The sequence below is a fragment of the Limosilactobacillus mucosae DSM 13345 genome (genome assembly GCF_001436025.1).
Classification (GTDB): domain Bacteria; phylum Bacillota; class Bacilli; order Lactobacillales; family Lactobacillaceae; genus Limosilactobacillus; species Limosilactobacillus mucosae.
Genome location: NZ_AZEQ01000002.1, coordinates 152,692 through 168,209, shown reverse-complemented (window position 1 = coordinate 168,209; position 15,518 = coordinate 152,692). Strand labels below are relative to the sequence as shown.

Annotated in this window: 29 protein-coding genes; all 29 read right to left on the bottom strand. The window is 46.9% G+C overall.

The genetic code is table 11. The annotated features are described in order from the left end of the window. Positions 1-204: 204 nt before the first annotated feature. Positions 205-600: a 30S ribosomal protein S9 gene (gene rpsI / locus FC47_RS01760; protein ID WP_006500590.1), complete on the bottom strand. Its 396-nt coding sequence runs from the start codon at positions 598-600 to the stop codon at positions 205-207. A gap of 13 nt (positions 601-613) precedes the next feature. Next, the gene (rplM, locus tag FC47_RS01755) at positions 614-1,057 is read right to left on the bottom strand and encodes a 50S ribosomal protein L13 (protein WP_039946059.1); all 444 of its coding nucleotides are present in this window, start codon (positions 1,055-1,057) and stop codon (positions 614-616) included. An 84-nt stretch (positions 1,058-1,141) separates the two neighbouring features. Continuing rightward, a complete protein-coding gene (gene truA, locus FC47_RS01750) occupies positions 1,142-1,936 on the bottom strand; it encodes a tRNA pseudouridine(38-40) synthase TruA (protein ID WP_006500592.1) in 795 nt (264 codons plus the stop codon). An 18-nt stretch (positions 1,937-1,954) separates the two neighbouring features. Next, a complete protein-coding gene (locus tag FC47_RS01745; protein WP_056967640.1) occupies positions 1,955-2,776 on the bottom strand; it encodes an energy-coupling factor transporter transmembrane component T family protein in 822 nt (273 codons plus the stop codon). Then, positions 2,769-3,644 (bottom strand): energy-coupling factor transporter ATPase, encoded by an 876-nt coding sequence (locus tag FC47_RS01740; RefSeq protein ID WP_081036715.1) that lies wholly within the window; start codon positions 3,642-3,644, stop codon positions 2,769-2,771. Before FC47_RS01740 ends, FC47_RS01745 begins: the two co-directional genes overlap by 8 nt. Further along, positions 3,623-4,447 (bottom strand): energy-coupling factor transporter ATPase, encoded by an 825-nt coding sequence (locus FC47_RS01735; RefSeq protein WP_056967638.1) that lies wholly within the window; start codon positions 4,445-4,447, stop codon positions 3,623-3,625. Before FC47_RS01735 ends, FC47_RS01740 begins: the two co-directional genes overlap by 22 nt. A gap of 213 nt (positions 4,448-4,660) precedes the next feature. Beyond that, positions 4,661-5,044, bottom strand: coding sequence for a 50S ribosomal protein L17 (gene rplQ / locus FC47_RS01730; RefSeq protein ID WP_033934643.1), 384 nt, complete (start codon positions 5,042-5,044; stop codon positions 4,661-4,663). Between the two features lie 30 nt (positions 5,045-5,074). After that, positions 5,075-6,019, bottom strand: a complete 945-nt coding sequence (locus tag FC47_RS01725) for a DNA-directed RNA polymerase subunit alpha (RefSeq protein ID WP_006500597.1) — start codon at positions 6,017-6,019, stop codon at positions 5,075-5,077. 82 nt (positions 6,020-6,101) lie between these two features. Beyond that, positions 6,102-6,491, bottom strand: a complete 390-nt coding sequence (gene rpsK / locus FC47_RS01720; protein WP_006500598.1) for a 30S ribosomal protein S11 — start codon at positions 6,489-6,491, stop codon at positions 6,102-6,104. A 30-nt stretch (positions 6,492-6,521) separates the two neighbouring features. Continuing rightward, complete coding sequence (rpsM, locus tag FC47_RS01715; protein ID WP_006500599.1) at positions 6,522-6,887, bottom strand: 30S ribosomal protein S13; 366 nt, start codon at positions 6,885-6,887, stop codon at positions 6,522-6,524. Between the two features lie 29 nt (positions 6,888-6,916). Then, positions 6,917-7,033 (bottom strand): 50S ribosomal protein L36, encoded by a 117-nt coding sequence (rpmJ, locus tag FC47_RS01710; RefSeq protein WP_006500600.1) that lies wholly within the window; start codon positions 7,031-7,033, stop codon positions 6,917-6,919. A 39-nt stretch (positions 7,034-7,072) separates the two neighbouring features. Then, entirely contained in the window at positions 7,073-7,291 is a 219-nt protein-coding gene (gene infA, locus FC47_RS01705; RefSeq protein WP_006500601.1) for a translation initiation factor IF-1, read from the bottom strand. A gap of 137 nt (positions 7,292-7,428) precedes the next feature. Continuing rightward, positions 7,429-8,079, bottom strand: coding sequence for an adenylate kinase (locus tag FC47_RS01700; protein ID WP_278499236.1), 651 nt, complete (start codon positions 8,077-8,079; stop codon positions 7,429-7,431). Positions 8,080-8,106: 27 nt separating this feature from the next. Continuing rightward, positions 8,107-9,405, bottom strand: coding sequence for a preprotein translocase subunit SecY (gene secY, locus FC47_RS01695; protein ID WP_033934645.1), 1,299 nt, complete (start codon positions 9,403-9,405; stop codon positions 8,107-8,109). Beyond that, on the bottom strand, positions 9,406-9,840 hold the full coding sequence (gene rplO, locus FC47_RS01690; protein ID WP_006500604.1) for a 50S ribosomal protein L15: 435 nt from the start codon (positions 9,838-9,840) through the stop codon (positions 9,406-9,408). A 32-nt stretch (positions 9,841-9,872) separates the two neighbouring features. Next, the gene (gene rpmD / locus FC47_RS01685) at positions 9,873-10,055 is read right to left on the bottom strand and encodes a 50S ribosomal protein L30 (RefSeq protein ID WP_006500605.1); all 183 of its coding nucleotides are present in this window, start codon (positions 10,053-10,055) and stop codon (positions 9,873-9,875) included. Between the two features lie 14 nt (positions 10,056-10,069). Further along, complete coding sequence (gene rpsE, locus FC47_RS01680) at positions 10,070-10,579, bottom strand: 30S ribosomal protein S5 (protein WP_033934646.1); 510 nt, start codon at positions 10,577-10,579, stop codon at positions 10,070-10,072. A 21-nt stretch (positions 10,580-10,600) separates the two neighbouring features. Continuing rightward, positions 10,601-10,966, bottom strand: coding sequence for a 50S ribosomal protein L18 (gene rplR, locus FC47_RS01675; RefSeq protein ID WP_033934647.1), 366 nt, complete (start codon positions 10,964-10,966; stop codon positions 10,601-10,603). A gap of 57 nt (positions 10,967-11,023) precedes the next feature. Further along, positions 11,024-11,560: a 50S ribosomal protein L6 gene (gene rplF, locus FC47_RS01670; RefSeq protein WP_033934648.1), complete on the bottom strand. Its 537-nt coding sequence runs from the start codon at positions 11,558-11,560 to the stop codon at positions 11,024-11,026. A 28-nt stretch (positions 11,561-11,588) separates the two neighbouring features. Next, positions 11,589-11,987, bottom strand: coding sequence for a 30S ribosomal protein S8 (rpsH, locus tag FC47_RS01665; RefSeq protein ID WP_033934649.1), 399 nt, complete (start codon positions 11,985-11,987; stop codon positions 11,589-11,591). A 30-nt stretch (positions 11,988-12,017) separates the two neighbouring features. Beyond that, the gene (locus FC47_RS10370) at positions 12,018-12,203 is read right to left on the bottom strand and encodes a type Z 30S ribosomal protein S14 (protein ID WP_074504970.1); all 186 of its coding nucleotides are present in this window, start codon (positions 12,201-12,203) and stop codon (positions 12,018-12,020) included. A gap of 17 nt (positions 12,204-12,220) precedes the next feature. After that, on the bottom strand, positions 12,221-12,763 hold the full coding sequence (gene rplE, locus FC47_RS01660) for a 50S ribosomal protein L5 (RefSeq protein ID WP_006500610.1): 543 nt from the start codon (positions 12,761-12,763) through the stop codon (positions 12,221-12,223). Between the two features lie 28 nt (positions 12,764-12,791). Beyond that, positions 12,792-13,100 (bottom strand): 50S ribosomal protein L24, encoded by a 309-nt coding sequence (rplX, locus tag FC47_RS01655; RefSeq protein WP_006500611.1) that lies wholly within the window; start codon positions 13,098-13,100, stop codon positions 12,792-12,794. Between the two features lie 31 nt (positions 13,101-13,131). After that, on the bottom strand, positions 13,132-13,500 hold the full coding sequence (gene rplN / locus FC47_RS01650; protein ID WP_006500612.1) for a 50S ribosomal protein L14: 369 nt from the start codon (positions 13,498-13,500) through the stop codon (positions 13,132-13,134). A 66-nt stretch (positions 13,501-13,566) separates the two neighbouring features. Then, positions 13,567-13,827: a 30S ribosomal protein S17 gene (gene rpsQ / locus FC47_RS01645; RefSeq protein ID WP_006500613.1), complete on the bottom strand. Its 261-nt coding sequence runs from the start codon at positions 13,825-13,827 to the stop codon at positions 13,567-13,569. A gap of 24 nt (positions 13,828-13,851) precedes the next feature. After that, positions 13,852-14,058: a 50S ribosomal protein L29 gene (rpmC, locus tag FC47_RS01640; protein ID WP_006500614.1), complete on the bottom strand. Its 207-nt coding sequence runs from the start codon at positions 14,056-14,058 to the stop codon at positions 13,852-13,854. Further along, positions 14,048-14,479: a 50S ribosomal protein L16 gene (gene rplP / locus FC47_RS01635; RefSeq protein ID WP_033934650.1), complete on the bottom strand. Its 432-nt coding sequence runs from the start codon at positions 14,477-14,479 to the stop codon at positions 14,048-14,050. The genes rpmC and rplP overlap by 11 nt, the downstream gene beginning before the upstream one ends. A gap of 16 nt (positions 14,480-14,495) precedes the next feature. Further along, entirely contained in the window at positions 14,496-15,149 is a 654-nt protein-coding gene (gene rpsC / locus FC47_RS01630) for a 30S ribosomal protein S3 (RefSeq protein ID WP_006500616.1), read from the bottom strand. Positions 15,150-15,160: 11 nt separating this feature from the next. After that, positions 15,161-15,508 carry a 50S ribosomal protein L22 gene (gene rplV / locus FC47_RS01625; protein ID WP_006500617.1) on the bottom strand — a complete coding sequence of 116 codons (348 nt, stop codon included), beginning with the start codon at positions 15,506-15,508 and terminating at the stop codon, positions 15,161-15,163. Positions 15,509-15,518: the final 10 nt, after the last annotated feature.

The window sequence follows — 15,518 nt, the reverse complement described above, 5'->3', positions numbered from 1 at the left end:
TTTAACGTAATTTAAAGTTCTATTTTGCATTTTACCAGACTAAAATCATTTAAAAAACTGTGAAATGCTAAATTTGCAAAAATATAAAAAAAGCACCAGCTGGATGCTGATGCTTGATTTTTTTGATCGCAAATGATTTGTGAACCATATGTGACCATTCCAAATCTCTGAAGTGTTGATATTAAGCCGTTTCCGGTAAAAATATTAACGCTTGGAGAATTGTGAAGCCTTACGAGCCTTCTTCAGACCTGGCTTCTTCCGTTCCTTCATCCGAGGGTCACGAGTCAACAGACCGGCCTTCTTCAGAGCATCCCGGAAATCTGGGTCGACGCTCAGCAGGGCACGAGCAATCCCGTGACGAACTGCGCCGGCTTGACCAGAGAAGCCACCACCGCGAACGTTGACCAGAACGTCGTATTGACCTTCCGTCTTCGTTGCAGCAAATGGTTGGTTGACGATAGCACGCAGGTTGGCAAACGGAATGTATTCTTCGATTGCCTTGCCGTTCATCGTAATGTTACCAGAACCTGGTACCAGACGAACCCGTGCGGTAGCATCCTTGCGGCGACCAGTACCACTGTATTGAACTTGTTGAGCCAATTCCGTTCCCTCCTTAGATTAAGTTCGTGATGTCAAGCACTTCTGGTTGTTGAGCAGCGTGCTTGTGATCTTCACCAGCATAAACATGCAGCTTCATACCCATCTTGCGACCAAGAGGGGTGTGTGGCAGCATGCCCTTGATGGAATCTTCCACCAGCTTTTCTGGTTCGTTGGCGCGACGTTCGCCCGCCGTCTTTTGCTTCAGACCACCAGGGTAGTCAGAGTGACGGTAGTAGATCTTGTCAGCAGCCTTCTTACCAGTCAACTTAACTTCGGCAGCGTTGATAACGATGACATTGTCACCAGTGTCAACGTGTGGGGTGTAGGTTGGCTTGTTCTTGCCCTTCAGAATGGAAGCAACAACGGATGCCAGACGACCCAGGGAGATACCCTTGGCGTCGACAATGTACCATTTGCGGTCAACTTCACCAGGTTTTGCCATGTATGTCGTTCTCACGATTAAGTCCTCCAATTTTTGTCTTTCTTTTACAAATAATTGTGTACCGAGTAATTAGATGGAAAAGAAATACCATTCGTTATTTTACTTGATAGATTCCGATTCGTCAATGGTTTTGTTATTCTGATCACCATAATCAACGCTGACCAGATAAAGGCCGCTGGCTGGCGCTGTCATGCGGGCCTGATTGCGATCCTTAGCAGCCAAAACCCTGATAACGTCATCGACCGGTCGTTGATTGCTGCCGATCTCTAATAAAAAGGCCACCATAATGCGAACCTGATTATATAAGAAGCCATTCCCGACAAAGTCAAAGACGATCTCATTATTGGCCTCATCACGATGCACATCTGCCTGATAGATCGTTCTGACATTGCTTAAAGCCTGACTTCCTGATGCCACGAAACTGGTAAAATCATGCTCGCCAACCAGATCTTGTGCAGCTTTTTGCATTTTAGCCACGTCGACCGGATATTTGAAATGAGCCGTATAGTTGCGTTTAAACGGATTAACGAAATCGCTCTGATCAACTCGATAGCGATAATGCTTTGAATGGGCATTAAAGCGAGCGTGAAAGTCCGGGCTGACCAATTCGGCTTTTTTAACAATGATATCCAGCGGCAAAAGACTGTTTAAGGCTTTACGCATTGAATCATTCCCCAGCTTGTATGGACAGTCAAAATGCGCCACTTGATTGAGCGCATGTACCCCCGCATCCGTACGACCGGAACCAATTACGGACAATGGCGGTTCTGGATTCTTGGCAATCTTGTTGACGGCATTTTTCAAGGTCTGCTCAACCGTACGTTTATTAGGCTGAATCTGAAAACCGGAAAAATTGGTTCCATCGTAAGCAAAAGTTATTTTGTAGCGATACACTTGATAATTCCTTTCAAATTAAAATAGCATTCCTGCTGACATCAGCCGCGTCGCCAGGAGAATAATGGTGGCTAATGTCAGGCCAATCATCGCCAGCGTGTCATTTCGATGCCAATGCAGCACCCGATATTTGGTCCGTGGCGCATCTGGATCATAGCCCCGGGCCTCCATTGCAGTTGCCAGCTCTTCAGCTCGTTTAAATGAGCCGACAAACAATGGAATCAAAAGGGGCTCCAGTCGTCTGGCACGCTCAATCAAACTGCCTTCGTCAAAGTTGACGCCTCTTGATTTCTGGGCATTCATCACTTTGGTTGTTTCATCCATGATGGTTGGGATAAAGCGCAAAACGATCATCAGCATGACGGCAATCTGATTAACTGGCACGTGCAGATAACGCAACGGCTTCATAAATGCTTCCATGGCCGCCGCTAATTGAAGCGTTGGCGTAGTGGCAGTCAAAACAGTTGAGATGGTGATGATCAGAATAAACCGCGCCAAAATAATTGCCGACTGATAAAAGCCGCCACTGGTAATTGCCAACCAGCCCCACTGCCAATAAACGTGCCCACCGCTGCTGAACAGCAGTTGAATCGCCACTGTAAACAAAATGATCCAAAATAACGGCTTAATGCCGCGCCAATAAAGCTTCAACGGCAGTCTGCTCAATGCAATCAAGGCCCCCAGCACGATAAACAGCCACAAATATCCCAGCCAGTTGCTTGCCAAAAAGACAATCACCACGTACCAAAAACAGCTGAAAAGCTTAACGCGCGGATCAAGATGATGCAGCCACGAGCTTCCAGGTACGTACGCGCCCAGTATTACCTTGGCATTACCCATTTGCTCGTCCCCCTTGCTTAAGTCTAATCGTTAATTGATCCGCCAGTTTTTCAATCGTCAGCGGTACGCTATCCGCTAAGAACAGGCCATGACTTTGCAGCTGTTGAGCAAACGCAACGCTGGCTGGTGGCATGATGCCAGCTTCATTAAGCAGAGCTGCATTGCTGAACAGTTCATGCGGCGTCATAAAAGCAGCTTTTTGCCCATGGTTCATTACCAAAACATGATCGGCAAAACGAGCTGCCTGTTCCATCTGGTGTGTAATCATCAAAATGGTCGTACCTTTTTGATGAAGCTCATCAACCAGATCTAGCAAGTCGGTACTGGCTTGAGGGTCTAACCCTGCAGTCGGCTCATCCAAGATCAAGACGCTTGGATGCATGGCCAAAACACCAGCAATTGCCACTCGCCGCATTTGCCCGCCCGAAAGTTCAAACGGTGATCGTTCATTGATGTCACTGGGCAGTTTTAAAGCTTCTAAAGCTGTCAGTGCCTGTTCTTTAGCTTGAGCAGGTGAAACACCCAGATTCAGCGGACCAAACATAACGTCTTTTAAAACCGTTTCAGCAAACAGTTGGCTTTCGGGAAACTGAAACACATAGCCGACCCCTTGCCGCAGTCTTGCCAACGCCTTCTTGTCAGCCCGATTGTCAATTACGACCTCGCCTACGCGCAGCTGGCCATGCGTTGGCACCAATAATCCATCCAGCATGGCCATCAGCGTTGACTTGCCGCTACCAGTATGCCCGACAATTGCCGTAAAACTGCCAGTTTCAAGCTTTAAGGAAAAATCCTTGATTGCCCAGGCAGCCATTGGCGTATCGGCTTGGTAGATATAATCAACGTTTAAGAATTCAATTGCTGACATAGCCACTCCACCATCCGTTCTGAATCTAAATATTGTGCTGGCACATTGATCCCCCGTTTTTTCAACAGCAGCTGAAGTTGTTGAGCAAACGGCAATGCCAGATGCAGATCAGCCAGTTTAGCCGGATCTTGCAGTAAAGTCGTTGTTTCGCCCTGCATTGCGACCTTGCCATGATCCAAGACCACTGTGTAATCGCTAAGAGAAAGCTCCACTGGGTCATGCGTGATTGAAATTACAGTCATATCACGCTCAGCAATCAATTTTTTCAACAGTTTCAACAAGTCATGCCGCCCTTTTGGATCCAGCATGCTGGTAGCTTCATCTAAAATGATGACTCGTGGACCGATTGCTAAAATCCCAGCCAAAGCAACCCGCTGCTTTTGCCCACCAGAAAGCATTGCTGGCTCACTGTCAGCAAAGTCCTGCATTCCAACGGCCTTTAGAGATTCATCAATGCGAGCCTGCATCTGGTCATGTGGTATCTGATGGTTCTCAAGACCAAATGCAACATCATCGGCAACTGTAGTCCCAACAAACTGATTGTCAGGATTTTGAAACACCAAACCAATTTGCTGTCGCAGCTGCTGAAGATTTTTTTCATCTACCAACAGCTCATCAATCTTAATCGTACCGCTGCTTGGTATTAAAAGCCCATCAATCAGTCGTGCCAGAGTACTTTTGCCGCTGCCGTTATGTCCGATCACTGCCGTCCATTTTTTCATGGGCAGCTGTAAGGTTACATCATTTAACGCCGCCTGTGTGCGATCCGGATATTTAAACGAAAGGTGTTGAATATCAATCAATCACGTCACCCATTTCTTTTTGAACTCATTATCTTATTTTAACAGTGAAGCAGCTAATTTAAAAATATACAAAAAAATCACTTACAACTGGGGTGCACGAAGACATAAACGTCCCGCATTCGAGCTAGACTAGGAATTATGATTCCACCATCGTAGCGCTCTATACCACCAGCTGTAGTGATTCTTTATTACGTATTGAATTGACGAAAATGATTAGTCGACAAATTCCAGAACAACCATTTGTGCACCGTCACCACGGCGAGGCATGGTCTTCAGAATCCGCGTGTAACCACCCTTACGGTCGGCAAACTTTGGTGCCAGCTCTTCAAACAAGTATTGCAGAGCTGATTGTACGCGAACGTTGTCGCCATCTTCCTTAACGTCAGCAACGACATTGCGCAGGAAAGCAGCTGCTTGACGACGAGAAGCCAAGTCGCCACGCTTTGCCAGCGTAATCATCTTATCAGCAGTCTTGCGAACTTCCTTAGCGCGAGCTTCGGTAGTCTTGATGCTGCCGTTGACGATCAGGTCAGTGGTCAAATCACGTAATAAAGCCTTACGTTGTGAACTAGTACGTCCTAATTTACGGTAACTCATGAAGTGGTTCCCTCCTTTTAATTGTTTTAATTAGTCTTCTTGGCGGAAGCCTACGCCCAAGTCGGCCAGCTTCAGCTTGATTTCTTCTAAGGACTTTTGACCCAGGTTGCGGACCTTCATCATATCAGCTTCAGTCCGTTCAGTCAGGTCCTTAACAGTTTGAATATCAGCACGCTTCAAGCAGTTGTAAGAACGAACCGACAGATCCAGTTCTTCAATCGTCTTGTCGAGTACCTTTTCTTGGTGAGTTTCTTCGCGTTCAACCATCACTTTGGCATCTTTTGCTTCTTCAGTCAGGTTGACAAACATCTCCAAGTGTTCAGTCAAGATCTTGGCAGCAAGACTAATAGCAGCCGTTGGGGTCAATGAACCATCCGTCCAGACATCCAACGTCAACTTGTCAAAGTCGTTGCTTTGGCCGACCCGCGTGTTTTCTACGGTGTAGTTGACCCGTTCGATAGGGGTGTAGATGGAGTCAATTGGCAAAGTTCCAATTTCAAGACCGCTCAAACGCAGCTTGTTTTGATCGGCTGGTACATAGCCACGACCCTTATCAGCCGTCATCATGATGTGCAGTTCAGCCCCATCGGCGACCGTTGCAATATGCAAGTCAGGGTTCAAGATCGTAACGTCGCCATCGCCTTGGATGTCACCGGCAGTTACTTCTGCAGGACCCTTGACATCCAATTCCAAATCTTTGGCATCTTCAGATTCAATCTTCAAAGAAACCTTCTTGAGATTCAAGATGATCTGCGTAACGTCTTCCGTAACGCCTTGAACGGTACTGAACTCATGAAGCACACCGTCGATTTGGATACTGGTAATTGCGGCACCTGGCAGAGAAGCCATCATTACACGACGAAGAGAATTCCCCAGAGTGGTCCCATAGCCACGCTCTAGTGGTTCGACAACAAACTTACCGTAGTTGTCAGTTTCTTCGACTTTGTGAATGTTTGGTTTTTCAAATTCGATCATTCTACTCTGTTTCCCCTTTCAAAACGTGGTCCGTAGATTGTTTAAAAGCACCTGGCCAATGATAATTTCGCCGTTGATGCGATTAGACACGACGACGCTTTGGAGGACGAGAACCATTGTGTGGCACTGGAGTTACGTCCCGGATGGCAGTAACTTCAAGACCAGTTGCTTGCAGAGCACGGATAGCTGATTCACGACCCGAACCAGGGCCCTTAACTTCAACTTCAACCGTCTTCATACCGTGTTCCATTGCTTGCTTGGCAGCAGCTTCAGAAGCCATTTGAGCAGCAAATGGCGTAGACTTACGAGAGCCCTTGAAGCCCAGCACACCGGCTGAGGACCAAGCAACGGCATTGCCTTGCACATCAGTGATCATGATCAACGTGTTGTTGAAAGTTGAGTGAATGTGTGCAACACCAGTTTCAACATTCTTTTTTGCACGACGCTTGCGTGAACCTTTTTTGGTTGCCATAAAACTAACTAACCTCCTTTATAGTATTGATTACTTCTTCTTGTTGGCGATAGCGACAGCCTTGCCCTTGCGAGTCCGTGCGTTGTTCTTAGTGTGTTGACCACGAACTGGCAGACCACGACGGTGACGCATGCCACGGTAAGAGCCGATTTCTTGCAGACGCTTGATGTTCAGGGAAACTTCACGACGAAGGTCACCTTCAACCTTGAGTTGGTCTACTTGACCACGGATCTTTTCTTCTTGTTCTGGCGTCAGGTCCTTGACACGAATGTCTTCAGAAACACCGGCAGCAGCCAGAACCTTCTTAGCAGTCGTGTTACCAATACCATAAATGTAAGTTAAGCCGATTACGATTCGCTTGTCACGAGGTAAGTCGACACCTGCGATACGAGCCATTGAGTTACACCTCCAATTCTAAAATATAATTACTTGCCTTGACGTTGTTTGTGCTTTGGGTTAGGGCAAATTACCATTACCCGACCATTGCGCTTGACGATCTTGCACTTTTCGCACATCCGCTTTACTGATGGTCGTACTTTCATTGTAAATAATCCTCCTAAAAATGATTTTAGACTAAAGACTTATTTGAAGCGGAAAGTAATCCGGCCTTTGGTCAGATCATATGGGGACATTTCAACCTTTACACGATCACCAGGCAGGATCTTGATGTAGTGCATCCGGATCTTGCCTGAGACATGTGCCAGGATCTCAACCCCATTTTCCAATTCAACTTTAAACATTGCGTTAGGCAGGGTTTCGGTAACCTTACCTTCGACTTCGATAACATCGGCCTTTGCCACTGAACGGTTCCTCCTTGCCGGTAAAATTACGTAAAAACGGTGGAAAGCGGCAGGCGCCTTCCACTGCAAGCTAGATAAACCTTGCGTAGTATACCATAGAGTACACAATTACGCAAGGATTCAACTAACAATGAGTCTTAAAGGCTAGTCAGAACTTCCTTAACGGCTTGATAAACCTTATCGATGTCTTGTTCACCATCGATCTCATGGAGAATCCCCATTTGCTTGTAAAAGTCGATCAGTGGCGTGTTCAGTTTAATGTTGACGTCTAACCGGTTCTTAACGGTTGCGGGCTTATCATCATCACGTTGGTAGAAGTCGTGGGAACCACAGACATCACAAGTACCTTCAACCTTTGGCGGGTTGGAAAGCGTGTTGTAGGTCGTACCACACTTCCGGCAAATGATTCGGCTGCTCAGACGCTTAACCAGCACTTCAGGGTTAACATCAATGTCGATTACTGCATCCAACTTACGGCCATCATCAGCCAACATCTTGTTGAGGGCTTCGGCTTGCGCCAAGTTGCGAGGGAAGCCATCCAACATGAAACCTTGTTTGGTGTCATCTTGAGCCAAACGTTCCTTCACAATGCCATTCGTAACTTCGTCAGGGACCAATTCGCCTTTATCGATATATTTCTTGGCTTCCAGACCCATTGGCGTTTCGTTCTTGATTGCTGCCCGGAAGATATCACCGGTTGAAATATGTGGGATATCAAAGTCCTTGACGATTTCTTGGGCTTGCGTACCTTTACCGGCACCAGGCAGACCCATCAAAACGAGGTTCATCGTACTCATTTGCCAATTCCTCCTATTTTATTCGCGGATAAATCCAATATACTCACGCTTCATCGTTAAACTACGCATCTGCCGAACAACGTCCAAGGCAATTTGAACGACAATCAACAAACTGGTACCACCTAAACCAATTGATTGGCTAAGGTTCCAGATGTTGCTGGCCAGCAGTGGAATCAATGAAATCAATCCCAAGAATAACGATCCAACCGTCGACAAACGCATCAACAGTCCTGAAACAAAGTCCTGCGTGCCTTTGCCCGGCCAAACGCCAGAGATGTAGCTGCCTTGCTTTTGCAAGTTTTCCGCGAGTTTTTCTGGATTAACTTGAACAAAGGCGTAGAAAAAGGTAAATACAACAATCAAAAATACATACAGCGCAATGCCTGGACCAGACTGCATATTAAAAATCGTTGTCATAACCTGATACCAGGTATCTTGACTATGATTTTGCTGAAAGGCCATTAAGATCGTTTGCGGCGTCGAGATAAACGAGCCGGCAAAGATCACCGGAATCACCCCAGAAACGTTGATCTTTAATGGAAGATAACTGTTTGACGGCGAAGTAGTTGTTCGCCGCGTGTATTGAATCGGCAAACGCCGTTCAGCCTGTTGAAACCAGGTAACGAACGTCACGATTGCCAATATCGCAACCACAACTAGGGCAATAAAGCCAATTCCCATCCAGAGGTTTGCGCCAGATTCACCAGTGATCTGATCGTTCCATAACTGCTTGATCCCACTTGGCATTTCAGCGATGATCCCAGCAAAGATCAGCATTGAAACACCATTACCGAGACCGCGCTCGGTAATCATGTCCCCTAACCAAGTAGCAAACATGGTTCCGGCAGTTAAGATCAGACCAATCGTGATATAGGTTTCCACCCCCGGATTGTTAACCAGTTTAATCGTGCTTAATGCGTTAAAGCCCGCGGTGATCCCAATCGATTGGATAAAACCAAGAACGATCGTTAACCATCGCGTAGCCTGATTAAGCTTCCGTCGACCAACTTCCCCTTGTTTGCTCCATTCGACAAACTTAGGAACGATATCCATTTGAAGAAGTTGGACTACGATTTGAGCCGTGATGTACGGGGAAACCCCCATCGCAAATAATGAGTAGTTATCCAAACCGCCACCACTGAAAGTGTTCAAGATTGATGCCAAGCCGGTACTAGAGATCTGCTCTAAGGCAGCAGCATTTACACCGGGTACTGTAATAGAGGCACCTAACCGGTAAACAATCAGTACAAACAAGGTGAATAGAATCTTCTTACGAATATCCTTAACCTTGAATGCATTTTTGACGGTTGTGAACAATTACATCACCTCAGTTTTACCACCAGCAGCTTCAATTGCCTTAACAGCTGAAGCAGAAAACTTGTTGGCTTTAACGGTCAGCTTCTTGGTCAACTTACCATTGCCCAGAATCTTAACACCGCTCTTAACGTTCTTGATCACGCCGTTTTCCAGCAGAACAGCTGGCGTAACTTCGGCACCATCATCAAAACGGTTCAGCGTCGTCAGGTTTACAATAGCGTATTCCTTACGGTTGATGTTGCTGAAACCACGCTTTGGCATTTGACGGTACAGAGGCATTTGGCCCCCTTCAAAGCCCAGACGAGTCTTACCATGAGCCTTTTGACCCTTAGTACCACGACCAGAAGTGAAACCGTGACCAGATGACAGACCACGGCCCTTACGCAGACGCTTGAAACGGGAACCAGCAGCTGGCTTCAATTCGTTTAATTTCATTAGGTAGGCACCTCCTTATTGTAGATTTTTAATTACTTGACTTCTTCAATGGAAACCAAGTGAGCAACCTTAAAGATTGCACCACGCGTTGCCGCGTTGTCTGGCAGGACATTGGAGCTGCCGATCTTGCCCAGACCCAATGCCTTAACCGTACGACGTTGAGTTGGCTTACGGTGGGCAACACTGTGGATCAAAGTAACTTTAACTTTAGCCATGATCTATGTCCTCCTTATTCTGCCAGGTGATCAACGGAGACGCCACGAAGTTGAGAAACTTCTTCGGCACTCTTCAGAGCCTTCAGACCTTCAAACGTTGCGCGAACAACGTTGATTGGCGTGTTGGAGCCCAAACGCTTGGAAGTAACGTCGGCAACGCCGGCCAGTTCCATAACGTTACGAACTGCACCACCGGCAGCAACCCCAGAACCTTCAACGGCTGGCTTGAGCATGATCTTGCCACCACCGAAAGTACCAATAACTTCGTGAGGAATGGTCGTACCAACGATTGGAACTTCAATCAGGTTCTTTTGAGCAGCTGCAGAAGCCTTACGGATAGCTTCTGGAACTTCTTGAGCCTTACCAGTACCAAAACCAACGTGACCCTTCTTGTCGCCGACAATTACCAAAGCGGCAAAGCGCAGACGACGACCACCCTTAACAACCTTGGTAACCCGGTTGATCGAAACGACTTGATCTTCCAGATCCAGCTTGGATGGGTCAATGTAAGATTGTGATGCCATACAGGTTATTCCTCCTTTTCCTTAGAATTGCAGACCGTTTTCACGAGCTGCTTCAGCCAGGGCTTGTACACGACCATGGTACAGGTAACCACCACGGTCAAAAACAACGCTGCTGATGTTCTTTTCTACACCGCGCTTAGCGATCAGAGCACCAACACCGGCAGCTTGTTCCGTCTTAGTGTTGCCACTGACTTCACTGTCGAGAGTTGAGGCACTTGCGAGCGTCACACCCTTTACGTCATCAATCAATTGAGCGTAAATGTTTTTGTTAGAACGGTAAACACTTAAACGTGGGCGCTCTGCAGTACCAGAGATCTTACCGCGAACGCGCATGTGACGGCGTTGACGGATCTTGTTCTTATCTGGTTTAGAAATCACAACTGTCACCTCTTGATTCTTTTAATTTTGATTTTAAATTATTTATGCAGCTAAGCTGCTAGACGATTACTTACCAGTCTTACCTTCCTTACGCAGGATGTATTCATTTTCGTAACGAATACCCTTACCCTTGTAAGGCTCTGGTGAACGAACGGCACGAACTTCGGCAGCAAATTGGCCAACGTGTTCTTTGTTGATACCGCTGATTTCAATCGTCGTGTTGTCTGGAACGTTAACTTCCAGATCTTCTGGCTTTTCCATTTCAACTGGGTTGGAGTAACCAACAGTCAGGATCAGCTTGCTACCCTTGGCTTGAGCACGGTAACCAACACCGACCAGCTTCAGAGTCTTCTTAAACCCGTTAACGACACCTTCGATCATGTTGTTAACATTGGCACGCGTAGTACCGTGGACCATCTTAGCCTTCTTGTCGTCATTTTCCCGTTCAAACGTTACTTCGCTGTCAGTAACGTTCATCTTGATCAATGGGGAGATTTCGCGACTCAGAGTACCCTTAGGCCCCTTAACAGTTACGACGTTGCCTGATTGAGAAACCTCTACGCCTTGTGGCAGTTCGATTGCCTTGTAACCAATACGACTCATGTGTACACCTCCGATCTTATTTTATTAATTACCAAATGTAGGCGATAACTTCGCCACCGATTTTCTTAGCACGGGCAACCTTGTCAGTCACAACCCCTTCAGAAGTTGAGATGATGGCAATACCCAAACCATTGAGAACCTTTGGCACAGCGTCAGCCTTAACGTAAGAACGCAGGCCAGGCTTTGAAATCCGCTTCAGACCAGAAATGACACGTTCGCCATCCTTGCCGTACTTCAGGAATACGCGGATGATGCCTTGCTTGTTGTCTTCAACGTATTCAACATCGCGAATGAAACCTTCTTGCTTCAAGATTTCAGCGATGTCCTTCTTCATCTTTGATGCAGGTACTTCTACAGAATCGTGGTGTGCCATGTTGGCATTGCGAATCCGAGTCAGAAAATCTGCAATTGGATCACTCATAGACATCGATATTTTCCTCCTTTGTCGGTGATTTGTTTACCAGCTAGCCTTCTTCATACCAGGAATTTGTCCTTCATGGGCAAGTTGACGCAAGCAAATCCGGCATAGGTGGAACTTACGGTAAACGGAGTGCGGACGGCCACAACGAACACAACGCGTGTAAGCACGCGTGGAGTACTTGGCTGGGCGGTTGCACTTAGCGATCATTGATTTTTTAGCCAATTTGTGGACCTCCTTAATTACTTAGCGAATGGCATGCCCATTTGAGCAAGCAATTCATGACCTTCTTCATCAGAGTTGGCAGTCGTAACGATAACAATGTCCAGACCGCGAACGTGGTTAACCTTGTCGTAGTCGATTTCTGGGAAGATCAGTTGTTCGCGAACACCCAACGTGTAGTTACCGTGGCCATCAAATGACTTGTTTGATACACCATGGAAGTCACGAACACGTGGCAGTGAAACGTTGATCAGCTTGTCCAGGAAGTCGTACATACGAGTACCGCGCAGCGTAACCTTGGCACCGATGGACATACCTTCACGCAGACGGAAGCCGGCGATGGACTTCTTAGCCTTAGTGATCAGTGGCTTTTGACCAGCAATCAGACCCAGTTCTTCAACAGCTTCATCCAACAGCTTGGAGTTTTGAGTAGCGTCACCGACACCCATGTTCAAAACGATCTTGTCGATCTTAGGAACAGCCATTACAGAAGTGTAGTTGAACTTGTCAGTCAAAGCTGGACGTACTTCACTTTCGTACTTTGCTTTTAAACGGTTTTCCATGAGCAATAATTCCTCCTTCCCCTAATTTTTAGTCGATCGTCTTACCAGACTTCTTGGCAACACGAACTTTTTTACCGTCAACGACCTTGAAACCAACACGAGTAGGTTCGTTGGTAGATGGGTCAATCAGCATAACGTTAGATGCTTGGATTGGTGCTTCTGCATCAATAATCCCACCGTTTGGGTTAGCGTTGTTTGGCTTTTGATGTTTCTTGATTTGGTTAACGCCTTCAACGATCACACGGTTTTCCTTGACCAGGACCTTCTTGATGGTACCTTCCTTGCCCTTGTCCTTACCGGCGATGACGCGAACCTTGTCACCTGTCTTTAAAAACATGTGGTGTGCACCTCCTTATTTTCGGTTAATCTTACAGAACTTCTGGAGCCAGGGAGATGATCTTCATAAAGTCATCATCACGCAGCTCACGAGCGATTGGGCCAAAAATACGGGTACCCTTAGGGCTCTTGTCGTTGTTGATCAGGACAGCAGCGTTTTCGTCAAACTTGATGTATGAACCGTCCTTACGGTGCAGACCATGCTTCGTCCGTACAACGACGGCCTTTACAACGTCACCCTTTTTGACAACGCCACCTGGTGTTGCTTGTTTTACAGTAGCGACAATAATGTCACCAATATTACCGGTCTTAACACGGGAACCACCCAAGATCTTGATTACCAAGATTTCGCGGGCACCTGAGTTGTCAGCGACCTTCAACCGACTTTCCTGTTGAATCACTGTTAGTGTCCTCCTTCCATCAGTAAGTAAGAATAATTAAGAATACGAAATCATCACAAAGCGGGATTAATCAGCTTTCTTAACGATCTTAACCAGACGGAAACGCTTCTTAGCAGACAGAGGCCGAGTTTCCATGATTTCAACCGTATCGCCGGACTTTGCTTCGTTGTTTTCATCGTGAGCGTAGTACTTCTTTGAGTACCGTACACGCTTGCCGTAAACTGGGGCACTCTTGTAAGTGTCGATTACGACAGTGATGGTCTTGTCCATCTTGTCGGAAACAACGCGGCCTTGGTAGACCTTACGTGCATTACGTTCATCACTCATGCGCTAATCCTCCTTTTCGTATTCTTATTTGTTTAATTCTTGTTGACGAAGAACTGTCTTAACCCGTGCAATGTTCTTGCGAACGCTCTTAAGGCTTGCAGTGTTTTCCAACTGGCCGGTTGCTAATTGGAAACGTAAGTTAAACAATTGTTCCTTCAATTCCTTTTCACGGTCAAGCAATTGCTCAGTGGTTAATCCATTCAGTTCTTGAACATAATCTTTAGTCTTCATTAGATTGTCCACCTTCCTCACGCTTTACGATCTTAGTGCGAACTGGCATCTTGCTGCCGGCCAAGCGCAGGGCTTCGCGGGCAACGTCTTCAGGCACGCCGGCAACTTCGTACAGAATCTTGCCGCGCTTAACTGGGGCTACCCAGCCTTCAGGAGCACCCTTACCATTACCCATCCGGACACCAACACCTTTGCTAGTGTAGGAAAGGTGAGGGAAAATCTTGATCCAGACCTTACCACCACGCTTCATGTGACGCGTAATAGCAATACGGCCGGCTTCGATTTGACGGTTGGAGATCCAGTGGGAATCCAAAGCCTTCAGACCAAATTCACCAAACGTTACGTTCTTGCCACCCTTGGCTTCACCACGCATGTGGCCACGTTGAACCTTGCGGTGTTTTACTCGCTTAGGTACTAGCATGTTTTATTTCCCCTCCTTACTTAGTGTTTTTGTTTGCTTGCTTCTCTGGCAAAACTTCGCCACGGTAGATCCAGGTCTTGATACCCAGTGCACCGTACGTAGTCCGTGCTTCATCCCATGAGTAGTCGATGTCGGCACGCAGAGTGTGCAGTGGAACAGTGCCTTCGGAATATGATTCAATCCGAGACATGTCGGCACCGTTCAGACGACCAGCAACTTGAATCTTGATACCCTTAGCACCGGCACGCATAGCACGTTGGATGGCACCACGCATAGCACGACGGAAAGCAACACGTGCTTCAAGTTGTTCAGCAACGCTTACACCTACCAGGTGTGCGTCTAAGTCTGGCTTCTTAATTTCAACCACGTTAATGTGGACGCGCTTGCCAGTCAAGGCGTTAAGTTCCTTGCGGAGTGCTTCAACTTCAGAACCACCCTTACCGATAACCATACCTGGCTTGGCAGTGTGAATTGAAACGTTTACGCGGTTAGCAGCCCGTTCAATTTCGATAGTTGAAACAGAGGCGTCAGCAAGTCGCTTTTCAATGTACTTACGGATCCGAAGGTCTTCGCTCAAGTAAGCAGCGTAGTCTTTTTCGGCGTACCACTTAGCAGTCCAGTCGCGAATGACCCCAACACGGAAACCATTAGGATTAATCTTTTGACCCACTATTATCCCTCCTACTTTTCAGTTACAACAACCGTAATGTGGCTGGTCCGCTTGTTGATTGGAGAAGCTGAACCTTTGGCACGTGGACGGAACCGCTTCAGGGTTGGTCCTTCGTTGGCAAAGGCTTCGCTAACTACCAATGAAGCCCGATCCAAGTCAAAGTTGTTTTCGGCGTTAGCAACTGCAGATTTTAATACTTTTTCGACGTCTGAAGCAGCACCATTGGGAGTGAACTTCAGAATAGCAAATGCTTCGGCAACGCTCTTGTTGCGAATGGTGTCAAGAACCAGACGAACCTTGCGAGCGGAAACCCGGACCATCTTGGCCGTTGCCTTAGCTGACGTAATGTTTTCAGCCATTGATCAAATT